16 protein-coding genes are annotated in these 17,818 nt (G+C 71.1%); 14 read left to right on the top strand and 2 right to left on the bottom strand.

Going from position 1 to position 17,818, the window contains the following annotated elements; translation table 11 throughout:
• Positions 1–359: 359 nt before the first annotated feature.
• The 12 genes from JXZ78_RS34590 (at position 360) to JXZ78_RS34535 (ending at position 13,135) form a co-directional block, all read left to right on the top strand.
• A complete protein-coding gene (locus JXZ78_RS34590; protein ID WP_030023510.1) occupies positions 360–905 on the top strand; it encodes a LemA family protein in 546 nt (181 codons plus the stop codon).
• 96 nt (positions 906–1,001) lie between these two features.
• Complete coding sequence (gene pdxS / locus JXZ78_RS34585; RefSeq protein ID WP_030023508.1) at positions 1,002–1,931, top strand: pyridoxal 5'-phosphate synthase lyase subunit PdxS; 930 nt, start codon at positions 1,002–1,004, stop codon at positions 1,929–1,931.
• A 55-nt stretch (positions 1,932–1,986) separates the two neighbouring features.
• Positions 1,987–2,574 carry a pyridoxal 5'-phosphate synthase glutaminase subunit PdxT gene (pdxT, locus tag JXZ78_RS34580; RefSeq protein ID WP_030023507.1) on the top strand — a complete coding sequence of 196 codons (588 nt, stop codon included), beginning with the start codon at positions 1,987–1,989 and terminating at the stop codon, positions 2,572–2,574.
• Between the two features lie 102 nt (positions 2,575–2,676).
• On the top strand, positions 2,677–3,429 hold the full coding sequence (locus JXZ78_RS34575; protein ID WP_030023505.1) for a YebC/PmpR family DNA-binding transcriptional regulator: 753 nt from the start codon (positions 2,677–2,679) through the stop codon (positions 3,427–3,429).
• Positions 3,430–3,576: 147 nt separating this feature from the next.
• On the top strand, positions 3,577–4,203 hold the full coding sequence (gene ruvC, locus JXZ78_RS34570) for a crossover junction endodeoxyribonuclease RuvC (protein WP_030023503.1): 627 nt from the start codon (positions 3,577–3,579) through the stop codon (positions 4,201–4,203).
• Complete coding sequence (ruvA, locus tag JXZ78_RS34565; RefSeq protein ID WP_030023502.1) at positions 4,200–4,820, top strand: Holliday junction branch migration protein RuvA; 621 nt, start codon at positions 4,200–4,202, stop codon at positions 4,818–4,820. The genes ruvC and ruvA overlap by 4 nt, the downstream gene beginning before the upstream one ends.
• Before the next feature lie 124 nt (positions 4,821–4,944).
• The gene (gene ruvB / locus JXZ78_RS34560) at positions 4,945–6,045 is read left to right on the top strand and encodes a Holliday junction branch migration DNA helicase RuvB (protein ID WP_030023501.1); all 1,101 of its coding nucleotides are present in this window, start codon (positions 4,945–4,947) and stop codon (positions 6,043–6,045) included.
• A 162-nt stretch (positions 6,046–6,207) separates the two neighbouring features.
• On the top strand, positions 6,208–6,780 hold the full coding sequence (gene yajC, locus JXZ78_RS34555) for a preprotein translocase subunit YajC (protein WP_030023500.1): 573 nt from the start codon (positions 6,208–6,210) through the stop codon (positions 6,778–6,780).
• Between the two features lie 149 nt (positions 6,781–6,929).
• Complete coding sequence (gene secD, locus JXZ78_RS34550; protein ID WP_030023499.1) at positions 6,930–8,702, top strand: protein translocase subunit SecD; 1,773 nt, start codon at positions 6,930–6,932, stop codon at positions 8,700–8,702.
• Position 8,703: 1 nt separating this feature from the next.
• Positions 8,704–9,846: a protein translocase subunit SecF gene (gene secF, locus JXZ78_RS34545; RefSeq protein WP_030023498.1), complete on the top strand. Its 1,143-nt coding sequence runs from the start codon at positions 8,704–8,706 to the stop codon at positions 9,844–9,846.
• Entirely contained in the window at positions 9,843–10,391 is a 549-nt protein-coding gene (locus JXZ78_RS34540) for an adenine phosphoribosyltransferase (protein ID WP_030023497.1), read from the top strand. Before secF ends, JXZ78_RS34540 begins: the two co-directional genes overlap by 4 nt.
• Before the next feature lie 218 nt (positions 10,392–10,609).
• The gene (locus JXZ78_RS34535) at positions 10,610–13,135 is read left to right on the top strand and encodes a RelA/SpoT family protein (protein WP_030023496.1); all 2,526 of its coding nucleotides are present in this window, start codon (positions 10,610–10,612) and stop codon (positions 13,133–13,135) included.
• An 89-nt stretch (positions 13,136–13,224) separates the two neighbouring features.
• On the opposite strand, the gene JXZ78_RS34530 is transcribed toward JXZ78_RS34535, so the two are convergent.
• Together JXZ78_RS34530 and JXZ78_RS34525 are read right to left on the bottom strand one after the other, a co-directional pair.
• Entirely contained in the window at positions 13,225–14,457 is a 1,233-nt protein-coding gene (locus JXZ78_RS34530) for a DUF349 domain-containing protein (protein WP_238783568.1), read from the bottom strand.
• Positions 14,458–14,710: 253 nt separating this feature from the next.
• Positions 14,711–15,535, bottom strand: a complete 825-nt coding sequence (locus JXZ78_RS34525; RefSeq protein ID WP_030023494.1) for a peptidylprolyl isomerase — start codon at positions 15,533–15,535, stop codon at positions 14,711–14,713.
• Between the two features lie 155 nt (positions 15,536–15,690).
• On the opposite strand from JXZ78_RS34525, the gene JXZ78_RS34520 reads away from it, so the two are divergent.
• On the top strand, positions 15,691–16,410 hold the full coding sequence (locus JXZ78_RS34520) for an MBL fold metallo-hydrolase (protein ID WP_030023493.1): 720 nt from the start codon (positions 15,691–15,693) through the stop codon (positions 16,408–16,410).
• A gap of 10 nt (positions 16,411–16,420) precedes the next feature.
• The gene (gene hisS, locus JXZ78_RS34515; protein WP_030023492.1) at positions 16,421–17,683 is read left to right on the top strand and encodes a histidine--tRNA ligase; all 1,263 of its coding nucleotides are present in this window, start codon (positions 16,421–16,423) and stop codon (positions 17,681–17,683) included.
• Positions 17,684–17,818: the final 135 nt, after the last annotated feature.

Raw genomic sequence — 17,818 nt, 5'->3', positions numbered from 1 at the left:
CGGGATTGGCCTAGCTTGGTTTGGTTTGGTTTGTGAAGTGCCCAGCCCGATCGCACGGAATAGTCGCCGGACGGCCAGGGCTCGGGGTCACGTAGGGGGCTCCCCGCAGGCAGCCGGGAGCCCCCGGTTCACCAAGACACCCTGGGTGACGTGCACGGTGCCGTGGGGGCACCCCCGGCCGAAGGCTGGGGGAGAGTGACCCCTGCGGGGCCCCGAGCCCCCACCACCGGGCCTATCGCGCAAGACGCGCGCCCCCACCACCGGCCCCATCGCGCACAACGCGCGCACCCACCAGGCCCACCCACGCACGCCGGAGCCACCCGTGTAGGGAGGCGTGGCGGCCGGTACTGTGACCCGGCGTGACCACTTTGATCTGGATCGCGGCCGTGCTCGTCGTCATCGGCGTCTACCTGAGCTGGACCGCGGGGCGGCTGGACCGTTTGCATGCCCGTATCGATGCCGCCCGCGCGGCGCTGGACGCGCAGCTGCTGCGGCGGGCTTCGGTGGCTCAGGAGCTGGGGACGTCCGGGATTCTCGATCCGGCCGCGTCGATCGTGCTCTACGAGGTGGCGCACGAGGCGCGGCAGGCGGCCGAGGAGCAGCGGGAGGTTGCCGAGAGCGGGCTGAGCCAGGCGTTGCGTGCGGTCTTCGACGACGAGGGGCAGCTCGACGCCGTGCGGGAGGCGCCCGGTGGTGAGCAGACGGTGACCGAGCTGACGGCGGCGGTGCGCCGGGTGCCGATGGCGCGGCGGTTCCACAACGACGCCGTGCGCGCGGCCCGTGCCGTGCGCCGGCACCGGGTGGTGCGCTGGTTCCGGCTGGCGGGGCATGCGCCGTTTCCGATGGCCTTCGAGATGGACGACGAGCCCCCGGTGGTGCTCGGCGACCGTGCGGTCGGCCGCTGACGAGCCACTGCCTTCCGATTGGCCCTTTTCAGCCGCGCGGGGCAAACGGTTGTGTGGGCGGCGGAGTCCATCCGCCCGCACTTAGTGAGGTCTACCGTGTCCAGCACGCCGAACGCCACGTCTGCCACCGCTCCCGCCGGGAACCCCGAGACCGGTACCGCCCGCGTCAAGCGCGGCATGGCCGAGCAGCTCAAGGGCGGCGTGATCATGGATGTCGTCACGCCGGAGGAAGCGAAGATCGCCGAGGACGCCGGTGCCGTCGCGGTGATGGCCCTGGAGCGGGTGCCCGCGGACATCCGCAAGGACGGCGGGGTGGCCCGGATGTCCGACCCGGACATGATCGACGGGATCATCGAGGCGGTCTCCATCCCGGTCATGGCCAAGTCGCGGATCGGCCACTTCGTCGAGGCGCAGGTGCTGCAGTCCCTCGGCGTCGACTACATCGACGAGTCCGAGGTGCTGACCCCGGCCGACGAGGTCAACCACTCCGACAAGTGGGCGTTCACCACGCCGTTCGTGTGCGGTGCCACCAACCTGGGCGAGGCGCTGCGCCGTATCGCCGAGGGCGCGGCCATGATCCGCTCGAAGGGCGAGGCCGGCACCGGCAACGTCGTCGAGGCGGTGCGTCACCTGCGGCAGATCAAGGGCGAGATCGCCAAGCTGCGCGGCTGTGACAACAACGAGCTGTTCGCCGCCGCGAAGGAGCTGCGCGCGCCTTACGAGCTGGTCAAGGAGGTCGCCGAGCTGGGCAAGCTGCCGGTCGTGCTGTTCTCCGCCGGTGGTGTGGCGACCCCGGCCGACGCCGCGCTGATGCGCCAGCTCGGTGCCGAGGGTGTCTTCGTGGGGTCCGGCATCTTCAAGTCCGGCGACCCGGCCAAGCGCGCTGCCGCCATCGTCAAGGCCACCACCTTCTACGACGACCCGAAGGTCGTCGCGGACGTCTCGCGCAACCTGGGCGAGGCCATGGTCGGCATCAACTGCGACACCCTGCCCGAGGCGGAGCGCTACGCCAACCGCGGCTGGTGAGCGGGCGGACGGGCGCCGAGGGCGCGAAGACGGCGAGCGGGAGAACGACGGACGGATGAGTACCCCCACCATCGGCGTGCTGGCCCTCCAGGGCGACGTGCGCGAGCATCTGACGGCGCTGGCCACGGCGGACGCCCTGGCCAGGCCGGTGCGCCGGCCCGAAGAGCTGGATGATCTGGACGGTCTGGTCATACCGGGCGGCGAGTCGACGACCATGTCGAAGCTGGCGGTGGTCTTCGGGATGCTGGAGCCGCTACGGGCGTTCGTCGGGTCGGGCAAGCCGGTTTACGGGACCTGCGCGGGCATGATCATGCTGGCCGACAAGCTGCTGGACGGCCGCGCCGACCAGGAGACGCTGGGCGGCATCGACATGATCGTGCGCCGTAACGCCTTCGGGCGGCAGAACGAGTCGTTCGAGGCGGCGGTCGAGATGGCCGGAATCGGGGGCGGCGCGGTGCAGGGCGTCTTCATCCGGGCGCCCTGGGTGGAGTCGACGGGGGCCGCCGTCGAGGTGCTGGCGTCGTACGGCGGGCACACGGTGGCGGTCCGGCAGGGTAACGTCCTTGCCACGTCCTTCCATCCGGAGCTCACCGGTGATCATCGGGTGCACGCGTACTTCGTCGACATGGTGCGCGGCGCGTAGTGGTGCCGGGGGCCGGCCGCCGTGTGTGCGGCGGCCCGACCCCGTCCCGGTAGGATCTGTGGCGTTCGTTTCTCAACCTGGTTACGCGAAGGAGACAGGCGGATGTCCGGCCACTCTAAATGGGCTACGACGAAGCACAAGAAGGCCGTGATCGACGCCAAGCGCGGCAAGCTCTTCGCGAAGCTGATCAAGAACATCGAGGTCGCGGCGCGCACCGGCGGCGCCGACGTCGAGGGCAACCCGACCCTCTTCGACGCCATCCAGAAGGCGAAGAAGAGCTCGGTACCGAACAAGAACATCGACTCCGCGGTCAAGCGCGGCGCCGGTCTTGAGGCGGGCGGCGCCGACTACGAGACGATCATGTACGAGGGTTACGGCCCCAACGGTGTCGCGGTGCTCATCGAGTGCCTCACCGACAACCGCAACCGCGCCGCCTCGGACGTCCGGGTCGCCATGACCCGCAACGGCGGCTCGATGGCCGACCCCGGCTCGGTCTCGTACCTGTTCCACCGCAAGGGCGTGGTGATCGTCCCCAAGGGCGAGCTGTCCGAGGACGACGTGCTCGGCGCGGTCCTGGACGCGGGTGCCGAGGAGGTCAACGACCTCGGTGAGTCCTTCGAGGTGCTCAGCGAGGCCACCGACCTGGTCGCGGTCCGCACCGCTCTCCAGAAGGAGGGCATCGACTACGACTCGGCCGACACCAACTTCGTGCCGACCATGCAGGTCGAGCTGGACGAAGAGGGCGCCCGCAAGATCTTCAAGCTGGTCGACGCGCTGGAGGACAGCGACGACGTGCAGAACGTCTTCGCCAACTTCGACGTGTCCGACGAGGTCATGGCGAAGGTCGACGCCTGACCGGCGGTCAGCTGCGGCGGTGACGGGCCGGCGGGGACACACCCCGCCGGCCCGTCCTGCGTTGTCAGTGGCAGCGGATACTGTGCTGATCAGCGGGTCGAGGCCCGTGGAGACGGTTGGACCAAGGGGAGAAGTGGGGGAGCGGCGATGAAGGTGCTGGGCGTGGACCCGGGGCTGACACGCTGCGGTGTCGGTGTGGTCGACGGTGTCGCGGGCCGCCCGCTGACGATGGCCGGCGTCGGCGTCGTACGGACGCCCGCCGACGCGGACATCGCGCACCGCCTGGTGCTCATCGAGCGCGGTATCGAGGAGTGGCTCGACGAGCAGCGGCCCGACTGCGTCGCCGTCGAGCGCGTCTTCAGCCAGCACAACGTCCGTACGGTCATGGGCACCGCCCAGGCCAGCGCGGTCGCCATGCTGTGCGCCGCGCGCCGCGGACTGCCCGTCGCGCTGCACACGCCCAGTGAGGTCAAGGCCGCCGTGACCGGGTCGGGCCGTGCCGACAAGGCGCAGGTCGGCGCGATGGTCACCCGGCTGCTGCGGCTGGACGCCCCGCCCAAGCCGGCGGACGCGGCCGACGCGCTGGCGCTGGCCATCTGCCACATCTGGCGCGCGCCCGCCGTCAACCGCCTCCAGCAGGCGCACGCCGCCAACCGGCTCCAGCAGGCGCAGGCGGCCGCCCGCACCCGCCCCGCGCCCGCTCCCGTCCGACGTACTCCCGCACGCGCACCCGGGCCGCGGCCCGGGACACCCCAGAAGGGCACCACCCGATGATCGCCTTCGTCTCCGGCCCGGTCGCGGCCCTGGCCCCGGACACCGCCGTCGTGGAGGTGGGCGGCATCGGCATGGCCGTGCAGTGCACGCCGGGCACCCTGTCCGGGCTGCGCATCGGCCAGCAGGCCAAACTGGCCACCTCCCTCGTCGTACGGGAGGACTCGCTCACCCTGTACGGCTTCGCCGACGACGACGAGCGGCAGACGTTCGAACTGCTGCAGACCGCCGGCGGGGTAGGGCCGCGGCTCGCCCAGGCCATGCTCGCGGTGCACTCCCCGGACACGCTGCGGCTCGCCGTCGCCAACGGTGACGAGAAGACGCTCACGGCCGTGCCCGGCATCGGCAAGAAGGGCGCCCAGAAGCTCCTGCTGGAGCTGAAGGACCGGCTCGGCGCACCCCTCGGTACGGGCGGCGCGGGCGTCGGCAGTGCCGTGACGGCCGGGTGGGGCAACCAGCTGCACGCCGCGCTGATCGGCCTCGGGTACGCGACCCGGGAGGCCGACGAGGCGGTGTCCGCGGTCGCGCCGCAGGCCGAGGCGGCGGTCGCCGAGGGCGGCACACCGCAGGTGTCGCAGCTGCTCAGGGCCGCCCTCCAGACGCTGAACCGGGCACGGTGAGCCCGGTGCGGCGGGAAGCGGTCCCCGGCCGCCCGGCCCGGGCCCGTACGGCAGGCCACCCCCGTAAGAAGCGCGACGCGCAGCCGGCCGACCCGGCCGGTACGACCACGTGAGGCAGGACGCAGTGAACTGGGACGAGCCCACCGAGACCGCGGCCGGACCGCCCCCGGGCGGCACGGCCGAGTGGCCCGACCGGCTGGTGGGGTCCGACGCGGACGGCGAGGACACCGCGGTCGAGGCCGCGCTGCGCCCCAAGGACCTTGAGGAGTTCGTCGGCCAGGAGCGGGTGCGCGAGCAGCTCGACCTGGTCCTGCGCGCGGCCCGCGCCCGGGGCGCCACCGCCGACCACGTCCTGCTCTCCGGCGCCCCCGGCCTCGGCAAGACCACCCTCTCCATGATCATCGCCGCCGAGATGGGCGCCCCGATCCGCATCACCTCGGGCCCCGCCATCCAGCACGCCGGCGACCTGGCCGCGATCCTGTCCTCGCTCCAGGAGGGCGAGGTGCTCTTCCTCGACGAGATCCACCGGATGTCCCGGCCCGCCGAGGAGATGCTCTACATGGCCATGGAGGACTTCCGCGTCGACGTCATCGTCGGCAAGGGCCCCGGCGCCACCGCCATCCCCCTGGAGCTGCCGCCCTTCACCCTGGTCGGCGCCACCACCCGGGCCGGCCTGCTGCCCCCGCCGCTGCGCGACCGCTTCGGCTTCACCGGCCACATGGAGTTCTACGCCCCCGGCGAACTGGAGCGCGTCATCCACCGCTCCGCCGGGCTGCTCGACGTGCACATAGAGGCCGAGGGCGCCGCGGAGATCGCCGGGCGCTCCCGCGGCACCCCGCGCATCGCCAACCGCCTGCTGCGCCGCGTCCGCGACTACGCGCAGGTCAAGGCGGACGGTGTGATCACCAGGGAGACCGCGGCGCAGGCCCTGGACGTCTACGAGGTCGACGCCCGCGGCCTCGACCGCCTGGACCGCGCGGTCCTCACCGCGCTGCTCAAACTGTTCGGCGGCGGGCCGGTGGGCCTGTCCACCCTGGCGGTCGCCGTGGGGGAGGAACGTGAGACCGTCGAGGAGGTCGCCGAGCCGTTCCTCGTACGCGAGGGCCTGCTCGCCCGTACGCCCCGTGGCCGGATCGCCACCCCCGCCGCATGGACCCACATGGGCCTGACACCGCCTCAGCAGCAGGCGAGGGGAGCCGGACAGCAGGGGCTCTTCGGGACGTGACGGCGCGGGGACTCGCCGGGTCAGGAACTGCGGTGCCATGCTGGGCGTTGTTCCACCGGTGCGGACTCGCTTAGACTCCGCCGATGCCGACCGTATGGTCCGGCATTCCCACCCCCGTATATCAGACCGCGGACTTGCGGTCGTGCGAAGGATTTTCGTCCCGTGAGTATCGTGACTCTCCTCCCCTTCATCGTCCTCATCGGGGCCATGTTCCTGATGACCCGGTCCGCCAAGAAGAAGCAGCAGGCGGCCGCGCAGATGCGCGACGATATGCAGCCCGGCACCGGCGTCCGGACGATTGGGGGCATGTATGCCACCGTCAAGGAGATCCACGACGACACCGTCCTCCTGGAGGTGGCCCCCGGCGTGCACGCCCTCTACGCCAAGAACGCGGTCGGCGCGGTCCTCCCGGACGAGGAGTACAACCGCATCCTCGACGGTGCCGAGGCGGGCAAGGACGGCGCGGTCGTGCCGGACGACGCCTCCTCGCTGACCGAGGGCACCCCGGCCGTGGCCGCCGCGGACGAGCAGGCCGACGCCGCCGGCAAGCCCGCGAACCTGGACAAGTCGCCGAAGGCCGACCTCGCCAAGAGCGAGCCCGCCGCCGACACGAAGGACGCCGGGAAGGCCGAGGACGCGGCCGGTGCCGAGGCCGCCGAGGGCGCCAAGAGCGGTGCGCAGGCCGACAAGGCCGACCAGGTCGAGAAGAAGGACGGCGGCGCCGACGCGAAGTAGCCCCGCCCCGACGGAACCGCGGAGCACCCTTCGAGCGGTGCACCGCGGTTCCGGGACGGTTTAGGCTCCGGCGGGGGCACGTCCCCACTACACTTCGTGGCCGCTCGGCAGGCACCGAGCCGGGCGGTTGGACAGGGAGATACGAGAAGGTGGCAGCACCGAAAAAGGGCCGCAGGTCTCCTGGGGGCCAGGGAAGGCCGGGGCGCACCCTGGTCCTGATCTTGATCGCCATGGTGGCGCTGGTCGGCGGGATGTTCCTCTCCGGCACCTCGACGCCCCGGCTGGGCATCGACCTCGCCGGCGGTACGAGCTTCACGCTGGAAGCCCGTAACCAGCCCGGCAAGCCCAACGCGATCAACGAGACCAACATGAACACCGCCGCGGGCATCATGGAGCGGCGTGTCAACGGGCTCGGTGTGTCCGAGGCCGAGGTCCAGACCCAGGGCACCAACCACATCGTCGTCAACATCCCCAAGGGGACGGACGCGAAACAGGCCCGCCAGCAGGTCGGTACCACCGCTCAGCTCGGGTTCCGGCCGGTGCTGACCACCACCGCCGGTACGAAGACGCCGTCGACCAGCCCGAGCCCCACCCCCTCCGCGAGCGGCAAGGGTGACGACGGCAAGAAGGACGGGAAGGACGACGGCAAGGAGGGCGACAAGCCCTCCACGAAGCCGACGCCCACCTCCACGGCCCAGGGCCGCGCCGTGACCAGCGCGCTGAAGAAGGACCCGTCCGACCCGCCGAAGGCGTCCGGCAGCAGCACGCCCGCGCCGAAGGACACCCCGCAGCCGTCCACCGGCGCCGACGAGATCCCGGCCGCGCTGCAGAAGCAGCTCGCCGACCTGGACTGCTCCACCGACAAGCTGCGCGCGCAGGCCGGTGAGAAGGCGGCCGGCGTCAAGCCGACCGACCCGGTCGTGGCCTGCAAGGACGACGGCTCGCAGAAGTACGTGCTGGGCCCGGTCGCGGTCGAGGGCACCGACGTCAAGGACGCCTCCGCGGTCTTCGACAGCCAGCAGGGCCAGGGCTGGATCGTCCAGATGGACTTCACCGGCACCGGCGGCAAGAAGTTCGCCGACATCACCGGCAAGCTGGCCGCCAAGACCCAGCCGCAGAACCAGTTCGCCATCGTGCTGGACGGCGCGGTCGTCTCCGACCCACGGGTCAGCCAGCAGCTCAACGGCGGCAGCGCCACCATCTCCGGCGGCTTCACCCAGCAGACCGCCGAGGACCTGGCGAACATGCTGTCCTACGGCGCCCTGCCGCTCTCCTTCAAGATCGCCGACGAGACCACGGTCACCGCGGCACTCGGCGGCGAGCAGCTCCAGGCGGGCCTGATCGCGGGCGCCATCGGCCTCGCGCTGGTCATCGTCTACCTGGTCGCCTACTACCGCGGTCTGGCGCTGGTCGCGCTGGCGAGCCTCGCGGTCTCCGCGATCCTCACGTACGCGATCATGACGCTGCTGGGCCCGGCCATCGGCTTCGCGCTGAACCTGCCGGCCGTGTGCGGCGCCATCGTTGCCATCGGCATCACGGCCGACTCCTTCATCGTCTACTTCGAACGCATCCGGGACGAGATCCGCGAGGGCCGCACGCTGCGCCCGGCCGTCGAGCGCGGCTGGCCGCGGGCCCGGCGCACGATCCTGGTCTCCGACTTCGTGTCGTTCCTGGCCGCGTTCGTGCTGTTCATCGTCACCGTCGGCAAGGTGAAGGGCTTCGCGTTCACGCTGGGCCTGACCACCCTCCTCGACGTCGTGGTGGTCTTCTTCTTCACCAAGCCGCTGATGACGCTGCTGGCCCGGCGCAAGTTCTTCGCCAACGGCCACCCGTGGTCCGGTCTGGACCCCAAGCGCCTGGGTGCCAAGCCGCCGCTGCGCCGTCGTCGTACCACCGCCCCCATCGAGACGAAGGAGGCGTGAGATGTCGAAGCTCGGCAACATCGGCGCCCGGCTCTACCGCGGTGAGGTCGGTTACGACTTCATCGGCAAGCGGAAGATCTGGTACGGCATCTCGATCCTGATCACCATCACGGCCATCGTCGGCCTGGCGGTGCGCGGCCTGAACATGGGCATCGAGTTCTCCGGCGGCGCGGTCTTCACCACTCCGAAGACGTCCGTCTCCGCGACGGAGGCGGAGCACAAGGCCGAGGCCGCGGCGGAGGGCCACCAGGCCACCGTCCAGAAGCTCGGCAACGGCGGCCTGCGCATCCAGATCAGCGAGCTGGACACCCAGCAGTCGCTGCCGGTGCAGGAGGCCCTGGCCAAGGACCTGGACGTCCCGGTCAAGGACATCAACACCCAGCTCGTGGGCCCCAGCTGGGGTGAGGAGATCGCCAACAAGGCCTGGCTGGGCCTGGGGATCTTCATGATCCTGGTGGTGATCTACCTCGCCATCGCCTTCGAGTGGAGAATGGCGCTGGCGGCCCTGATCGCGCTGATCCACGACCTCACGATCACGGTCGGCGTGTACGCGCTGGTCGGCTTCGAGGTCACCCCGGGCACCGTCATCGGTCTGCTGACGATCCTCGGTTACTCCCTCTACGACACCGTCGTGGTCTTCGACAGCCTCAAGGAAGCGTCGAAGGACATCGGGAAGCAGACCCGCTTCACCTACAGCGAACTGGCCAACCGCAGTATCAACTCGACCCTGGTGCGCTCCATCAACACCACGGTCGTGGCGCTGCTGCCGGTCGCCGGACTGCTCTTCGTCGGTGGCGGTGTGCTCGGCGCCGGGATGCTCAACGACATCTCGCTCGCCCTGTTCGTCGGCCTCGCGGCCGGCGCGTACTCCTCGATCTTCATCGCGACCCCGCTGGTCGCCGACTTCAAGGAGCGCGACCCGGCGATGAAGGCGCTGGCCAAGCGGGTGCGCGCGAAGCGCGCCGCGGCCGCCGCCAAGGCCGACGCGCCCGAGCAGCAGGAGACCGCGCAGGACGCCGGGGACGAGGACCTGCCCCAGGACGCGGAGTCCGACGAGGACGCGGCCGGCAGCATGGTCGGCCAGCGCAACCAGCCCGCGTCCCGCAACCGCGGCCGCGGCCGCCCGTCGGGCAAGCGCCGATGAGCGCCCCCGACGGCCTGCGGGAGCTGCTGCTCAGCCGGATCGCGGACGTGCCGGACTACCCGAAGCCGGGCGTGGTGTTCAAGGACATCACGCCGCTGCTGGCGGACCCGGCCGCGTTCGGCGCGCTGACCGACGCGTTCGTGGCGCTGTGCGAGCGGTACGGGGCCGACAAGGTCGTGGGCCTGGAGGCGCGCGGGTTCATCCTGGCCGCTCCGGTGGCCGTACGGGCCGGCATCGGCTTCGTGCCCGTACGCAAGGCGGGCAAGCTGCCCGGCGCGACGCTCCGCCAGGCGTACGACCTGGAGTACGGCGCGGCCGAGATCGAGATGCACGCGGACGCCGTCGCGCCCGGCGACCGGGTGCTGGTGATCGACGACGTGCTGGCCACCGGCGGTACGGCCGAGGCGTCGCTCCAGCTCGTCCGCCGCGCCGGGGCCGAGGTCGCGGGCGTCGCGGTGCTGATGGAGCTGGGCTTCCTGGCCGGGCGGCAGCGGCTGGAGCCGGGCCTGAAGGGCGCTCCGCTGGAGTCGCTGATCACGGTCTGACGGGCCTGCGGAACGGCTGGACGGCGGTGGCCGCGCCACCTCCGTACGCACGGAGTTCCGCAAAAAGCGAGTAAAAGGGCATCCGGAACAAACCCGGATGCCCTTTTGCTGTCATGTACGGACCCGGCGGCCGCGGAAGAGCCGGAGCGCCGAGGTCGATACCATGGCAGCCCGACCCGTTCGTGGTCTTGTGGTCCGTACCCCCTTGAGGAGTGCTCTTGCCAGACGAGGCCCAGCCGCTTTCTCCCGGACTCCGCCCGGGGGCGTCGCAGTCCGCCCATCCGGACCAGCCCGGCCCCGCGGACGCGGCTGCCTCGGGTGAGCGGAACTCGGGTGCGCGGAAGAACAGCGAGGGCTCCGGCGTGCCCAGGTCGCAGCCGCCCGCCGTCCGGCCCGCCGCGTCCCCCGTTCCGGCCGCCAAGCCCACGCCGCCCGTCTACACCGGCCGCACCGGCTCCTCCAACCGGGTACGGGCCCGCCTGGCGCGTCTGGGCGTGCAGCGGCAGAGCCCGTACAACCCGGTCCTCGAACCGCTGCTGCGGATCGTGCGCAGCAACGACCCGAAGATCGAGACCGCCACCCTGCGGCAGGTGGAACGCGCCTACCAGGTCGCCGAGCGCTGGCACCGCGGCCAGAAGCGCAAGAGTGGCGACCCGTACATCACCCACCCCCTCGCGGTGACCACGATCCTCGCCGAGCTGGGCATGGACCCCGCCACCCTGATGGCGGGCCTGCTGCACGACACCGTCGAGGACACCGAGTACGGCCTGGACACCCTGCGCCGCGACTTCGGCGACCAGGTCGCGCTGCTCGTCGACGGCGTCACCAAGCTGGACAAGGTCAAGTTCGGCGAGGCCGCGCAGGCCGAGACCGTGCGCAAGATGGTCGTGGCGATGGCCAAGGACCCGCGCGTCCTGGTGATCAAGCTGGCCGACCGGCTGCACAACATGCGCACCATGCGCTACCTCAAGCGCGAGAAGCAGGAGAAGAAGGCCCGCGAGACGCTGGAGATCTACGCTCCGCTGGCGCACCGCCTGGGCATGAACACCATCAAATGGGAGCTGGAGGACCTCGCCTTCGCGATCCTCTACCCCAAGATGTACGACGAGATCGTGCGGCTCGTCGCCGAGCGCGCCCCCAAGCGCGACGAGTACCTGGCCATAGTGACCGACGAGGTCCAGGCCGACCTGCGGGCGGCGCGCATCAAGGCCACCGTCACCGGGCGCCCCAAGCACTACTACAGCGTCTACCAGAAGATGATCGTGCGAGGCCGCGACTTCGCCGAGATCTACGACCTGGTGGGCATCCGCGTCCTCGTCGACACCGTCCGCGACTGCTACGCGGCGCTCGGCACCGTCCACGCCCGGTGGAACCCGGTCCCGGGGCGGTTCAAGGACTACATCGCGATGCCCAAGTTCAACATGTACCAGTCGCTGCACACGACGGTGATCGGTCCCAGCGGCAAGCCCGTCGAGCTCCAGATCCGTACGTTCGACATGCACCGGCGCGCGGAGTACGGCATCGCCGCGCACTGGAAGTACAAGCAGGAGGCCGTCGCCGGCGCGTCCAAGGTGCGGACCGACGTACCGAAGAACAAGGCCGACGGTCAAGACACAGTCAACGACATGGCGTGGCTGCGCCAGTTGCTGGACTGGCAGAAGGAGACCGAGGACCCCGGCGAGTTCCTGGAGTCGCTGCGCTTCGACCTCTCCCGCAACGAGGTCTTCGTCTTCACGCCGAAGGGTGACGTCATAGCGCTGCCCGCCGGCGCCACTCCCGTGGACTTCGCCTACGCGGTGCACACCGAGGTCGGCCACCGGACCATAGGCGCCCGCGTCAACGGACGGCTCGTCCCGCTCGAATCGACCCTCGACAACGGCGACCTCGTGGAGGTCTTCACCTCCAAGGCACCCGGCGCCGGACCCTCCCGGGACTGGCTCGGCTTCGTGAAGTCGCCGCGCGCCCGCAACAAGATCCGCGCCTGGTTCTCCAAGGAACGCCGCGACGAGGCCATCGAGCAGGGCAAGGACGCCATCGCCCGCGCGATGCGCAAACAGAACCTGCCGATCCAGCGCATCCTCACCGGCGACTCGCTGGTCACCCTCGCGCACGAGATGCGCTACCCGGACATCTCGTCCCTGTACGCCGCCATCGGCGAGGGCCACGTCACGGCGCAGAGCGTCGTGCAGAAGCTGGTCCAGGCGCTCGGCGGGCAGGACGAGGCGACCGAGGACATCGCCGAGTCCACCCCGATCCGGCCGCGCTCCAAGCGGCGCTCCAGCGCCGACCCGGGCGTGGTGGTCAAGGGCGTCGACGACGTGTGGGTCAAGCTGGCCCGCTGCTGTACGCCGGTGCCGGGCGACCCGATCATCGGCTTCGTCACCCGCGGCAACGGCGTCTCGGTGCACCGCGCCGACTGCGTCAACGTCGACTCGCTGTCCAAGCAGCCGGAGCGCATCCTGGACGTCGAGTGGGCGCCCACCCAGTCCTCGGTGTTCCTGGTCGCCATCCAGGTCGAGGCGCTGGACCGGTCCCGGCTGCTGTCGGACGTCACCCGCATCCTGTCCGACCAGCACGTCAACATCCTGTCCGCGGCCGTCCAGACGTCCCGCGACCGGGTGGCTACCTCCCGCTTCACCTTCGAGATGGGCGACCCGAAGCATCTTGGGCACGTCCTGAAGGCCGTACGGAGCGTGGAGGGCGTGTACGACGTGTACCGGGTGACCTCGGCACGCCGGCCGTGACGGCCACGGTGACCGCGGCCCGCAGGCCGTGACGACCACGTGGAAGGGCCCCGGTACGGACATCCGTACCGGGGCCCTCCCCCTGCGGCCTACTTACCGCCGAACTCCTCCAGCCCCTTCAGCGCCTGGTCCAGCAGCGCCTGGCGGCCCTCCAGCTCGCGGCCGAGCTTGTCGGCCTTGGCGTCGTTGCCGGCCGCCCGGGCCGCGTCGATCTGCTTCTGCAGCTTGTCGACCGCGTCCTGGAGCTGCCCGGTCAGACCCGCCGCGCGCGCCCGCGCCTCCGGGTTCGTCCGGCGCCACTCGGCTTCCTCGGACTCCTGGATGGCGCGCTCGACCGCGTGCATCCGGCCCTCGATCTTCGGGCGGGCGTCCCGCGGCACGTGGCCGATGGCCTCCCACCGCTCGTTGATCGAACGGAACGCGGCCCGCGCCGCCTTCAGGTCCGAGACCGGGAGCAGCTTCTCGGCCTCGACGACCAGCTCCTCCTTGCGCGTCAGGTTCTCCCGCTGCTCGGCGTCGCGCTCGGCGAACACCTCGCTGCGCGCCTGGAAGAAGACGTCCTGGGCACCGCGGAAGCGGTTCCACAGATCGTCCTCGTGCTCACGCTGGGCGCGGCCCGCGGCCTTCCAGTCCGCCATCAGCTCGCGGTAACGGGCCGCGGTGGGCCCCCAGTCCGTCGAGCCGGACAGCGCCTCGGCCTCCGAGACCAGCCGCTCCTTGGTCTTACGGGCCTCCTCGCGCTGGGCGTCCAGCGACGCGAAGTGCGCCTTGCGCCGCTTGGAGAACGCCGAGCGGGCGTGCGAGAAGCGGTGCCACAGCTCGTCGTCCGCCTTGCGGTCCAGCCGCGGCAGCCCCTTCCAGGTGTCCACCAGGGCCCGCAGCCGCTCGCCGGCCGACCGCCACTGCTCGCTGGCCGCCAGCTCCTCGGCCTCGGCGACCAGCTTCTCCTTGGCCTGCCGGGCCTCGTCGCTCTGCCGCGCCTTCTGCGCCTTGCGCTCCTCGCGGCGCGCCTCGACATCGGTGACGAGCTGGTCCAGCCGCTTGCGCAGCGCTTCCAGGTCGCCCACCGCGTGGTGCTCGTCCACCTGCTGCCGCAGATGGTCGATCGCGGCCGTCGCGTCCTTGGCCGACAGGTCGGTGGTCCTGACCCGCCGTTCGAGGAGGCCGATCTCGACGACCAGGCCCTCATACTTGCGCTCGAAGTAGGCGAGGGCCTCTTCGGGAGTTCCCGCCTGCCACGATCCGACGACCTGTTCGCCGTCGGCGGTACGCACGTACACGGTCCCCGTCTCGTCGACGCGGCCCCATGGGTCGCTGCTCACAGCGCCTCCTCCACATGATGCCGACGAGAGCGCGTCGCCCCCCGGCATCGTCCACAGTTTCTGTCCGGCGGGGCAGCGCCCCGGCCGGTCCGACGGGTGTCTTGCGGGTGCGGGTGGCAGCCGTCGGAGCAGGCACCCTACACAACGCCAATCTAGGCGACCGGCGGGCCGGCTGTCCGCATCCAGCACGACCGAAATTTCGCGGTTCGCCCACCGCGGCGGCGCCTCCGGCGTGCCCGGGGGCGTACCCGGGTCAGGTTTTGGTGACGGTCGCCCGGTCGATCACCACCGTCGCGTTGGGGGCGGTGTTGCCCGTCGCCTGGTCGGGGGTGGAGCCCGCCGCCGCGATCTTCTTCAGGACGTCCATGCCCTCGGTGACGGTCCCGAAGGGCGTGTAGTTCGGGGGCAGCTTGCTGTCCTGGTAGACCAGGAAGAACTGGCTGCCGCCGCTGTTACGGGTCTTGTCGCTCTTTCCGTCGTAGCGGTTGGCCATCGCGACCGTGCCCGCCGGGTAGATGTCGCCCTTGAGCCTCGGGTCCTTCAGATTCTCGTCCGGAATGGTGTAGCCGGGGGTGCCCGCGCCCGTGCCGGTCGGATCGCCGCACTGCAGGACGTAGATGCCCTGGTCGACCAGCCGGTGGCACTTGCTGTGGTCGAAGAACTTCTCGCCCGCCAGGAAGTTGAACGAGTTGACGGTGTGCGGCGCCTTCGCGGCGTCCAGCTTGATGCCGATGTCGCCACAGGTCGTCTGCAGCTTCATCGCGTACGCCGCCGAGGTGTCGACGGACATCGCCGGCTCCTTCTTCCACTGCTCCTTGGACGGCGCGCCCGGCGCCGGCTTGCCGCACGGGTCGGCGGGCTTGCTCGGGCTCGGCGCCGCGGCGTCCGTCGTGTCGCCGCCGCCCGCCAGCCCGACCGAGGCGTACGCGGCCGCCCCCGCGGCCAGGGCGACCGCCACGGCCGCCGCGACGATCACGTTGCGGCGCTTGTGCTTGCGCCGGGCCGCGGCACGCCGCTGCTGCTGGCGCTCGTACTTCTCGCGGGCGAGCTGCCGCCGCCGCTGATCGCTGCTGACCACCGGTCGTCTCCTAGGTGTGCGCTGAGGTCTGCCGTGGGCCGTACCGTATACGGGTTCGCCGGGGCGGGAGTCCCGCCGGTAGGCTCTTCAACAGCCGAAATCTTCCGGATCGCCGCCGGTGATCCGTCCGCCGCTGTCGAATGTTGAGGACGAACGTGCTCATTGCCGGGTTCCCCGCCGGGGCCTGGGGGACCAACTGTTACCTGGTCGCCCCCGCCGCGGGTGAGGAGTGCGTGATCATCGACCCGGGCCACCAGGCCGCCCAGGGCGTCGAGGAAGCGCTGCACAAGCATCGGCTCAAGCCCGTCGCCGTCGTCCTCACGCACGGCCACATCGACCACGTCGCCTCGGTCGTCCCGGTGTGCGGCGCGCACGACGTGCCCGCCTGGATCCACCCCGCCGACCGCTACATGATGAGCGACCCGGAGAAGGCCCTCGGCCGCTCCATCGGGCAGCAGCTCATGGGCGAACTGACCGTGGGGGAGCCGGACGACGTCAAGGAGCTGGCCGACGGCGCGCGGCTGGAGCTGGCCGGGATGGAGTTCTCCATCGCGCACGCCCCGGGCCATACCAAGGGGTCGGTGACCTTCCGGATGCCCGAGCAGGCGGACATTCCGCCGGTCTTCTTCTCGGGCGACCTGCTGTTCGCCGGCTCCATCGGACGTACCGACCTGCCGGGCGGCGACCACGCCGAGATACTGCGGTCGCTGGAGCGGGTGTGCCTGCCCCTCCAGGACGAGACCGTCGTACTGTCCGGCCACGGCCCCCAGACCACCATCGGCCGCGAGCGCGCCACCAACCCGTTCCTGCGGGAGGTGGCCGCCGGCCTCGGAGACGGCGCACCGCACAGCCCGGCTCCGCGACGAGGAATGTGACGAGAACTTCGTGAGCACCTTCAAGGCCCCCAAGGGCACCTACGACCTGATCCCGCCGCAGTCCGCGGTCTTCCTCGCGGTGCGCGAGGCCATCTCCGGGCCGCTCAAGCGGTCGGGGTACGGGTACATCGAGACGCCCGGCTTCGAGAACGTCGAGCTGTTCGCGCGCGGCGTCGGTGAGTCCACCGACATCGTGACCAAGGAGATGTACGCCTTCGAGACCAAGGGCGGCGACCAGCTCGCGCTGCGCCCCGAAGGCACCGCCTCCGTACTGCGCGCCGCTCTGGAGGCCAACCTCCACAAGGCGGGCAACCTCCCCGTCAAGCTCTGGTACTCCGGCTCGTACTACCGCTACGAGCGCCCGCAGAAGGGCCGCTACCGCCACTTCTCCCAGGTCGGCGCCGAGGCCATCGGGGCCGAGGACCCGGCGCTGGACGCCGAGCTGATCATCCTGGCCAACGACGCCTACCGGTCGCTGGGCCTGCGGAACTTCCGCATCCTGCTCAATTCGCTCGGCGACAAGGAGTGCCGCCCCGTCTACCGGGCGGCCCTCCAGGAGTTCCTGTACGGGCTCGACCTGGACGAGGACACCCGCCGCCGCGCCGAGATCAACCCGCTGCGGGTGCTCGACGACAAGCGCCCCGACGTGCAGAAGCAGCTGGTGGGAGCGCCGCTGCTGCGCGACCACCTGTGCGAGGCCTGCAAGGCGTACCACGAGCAGGTGCGCGAGCTGCTGACCGCGGCCGGCGTCGCCTACGAGGACGACCCGAAGCTGGTGCGCGGGCTGGACTACTACACCCGTACCACCTTCGAGTTCGTCCACGACGGCCTCGGCTCGCAGTCCGCGGTCGGCGGCGGCGGGCGTTACGACGGCCTGTCCGAGATGATCGGCGGCCCCGCGCTGCCCTCGGTGGGCTGGGCGCTCGGTGTGGACCGCACGGTGCTGGCCCTGGAGGCCGAGGGTGTCGAGCTGGAGCTGCCCGCGAGCACGGCCGTCTTCGCCGTGCCGCTCGGCGAGGAGGCCCGGCGGACCCTGTTCGCCACGGTCACCGAGCTGCGCCGGGCCGGGGTCGCCACCGACTTCGCGTACGGCGGCAAGGGCCTGAAGAACGCCATGAAGTCGGCGAACCGCTCGGGCGCCCGCCTCGCGGTCGTCGCCGGTGAGCGGGATCTGGCCGAAGGCGTCGTCCAGCTCAAGGACCTGGAGAGCGGCGAGCAGACCCCGGTCGCACTGGACTCGGTCGTCGAAGAGGTCCGCCGCAGGATCGGCTGACCCCGGCCGCCTCTTGCGAGGCGCCCGCCGTCGTGCAGAGGCCCCCTTCCGGCCGTCCACCGCGCTGTGTGCGCGGTGGCTCGGAAGGGGGTCTTTATGCGCATCGAACGGTGGTCACGTGTCCGGTTGGGGCAG

The sequence above is a fragment of the Streptomyces monomycini genome, assembly GCF_022271435.1.
Lineage (GTDB): Bacteria > Actinomycetota > Actinomycetes > Streptomycetales > Streptomycetaceae > Streptomyces > Streptomyces monomycini.
The sequence above is the reverse complement of the archived record's forward strand: the minus strand, read 5'-3'. Positions and strand labels throughout refer to the sequence as shown.

What these genes read in the sequence shown, in the direction of transcription:
- JXZ78_RS34540 (WP_030023497.1), top strand. Translation starts at nt 9,843, where the DNA reads ATGAGCGCCCCCGACGGCCTGCGGGAGCTGCTGCTCAGCCGGATCGCG.
- ruvA (WP_030023502.1), top strand. Translation starts at nt 4,200, where the DNA reads ATGATCGCCTTCGTCTCCGGCCCGGTCGCGGCCCTGGCCCCGGACACC.
- ruvC (WP_030023503.1), top strand. Translation starts at nt 3,577, where the DNA reads ATGAAGGTGCTGGGCGTGGACCCGGGGCTGACACGCTGCGGTGTCGGT.
- JXZ78_RS34575 (WP_030023505.1), top strand. Translation starts at nt 2,677, where the DNA reads ATGTCCGGCCACTCTAAATGGGCTACGACGAAGCACAAGAAGGCCGTG.
- pdxT (WP_030023507.1), top strand. Translation starts at nt 1,987, where the DNA reads ATGAGTACCCCCACCATCGGCGTGCTGGCCCTCCAGGGCGACGTGCGC.
- secF (WP_030023498.1), top strand. Translation starts at nt 8,704, where the DNA reads ATGTCGAAGCTCGGCAACATCGGCGCCCGGCTCTACCGCGGTGAGGTC.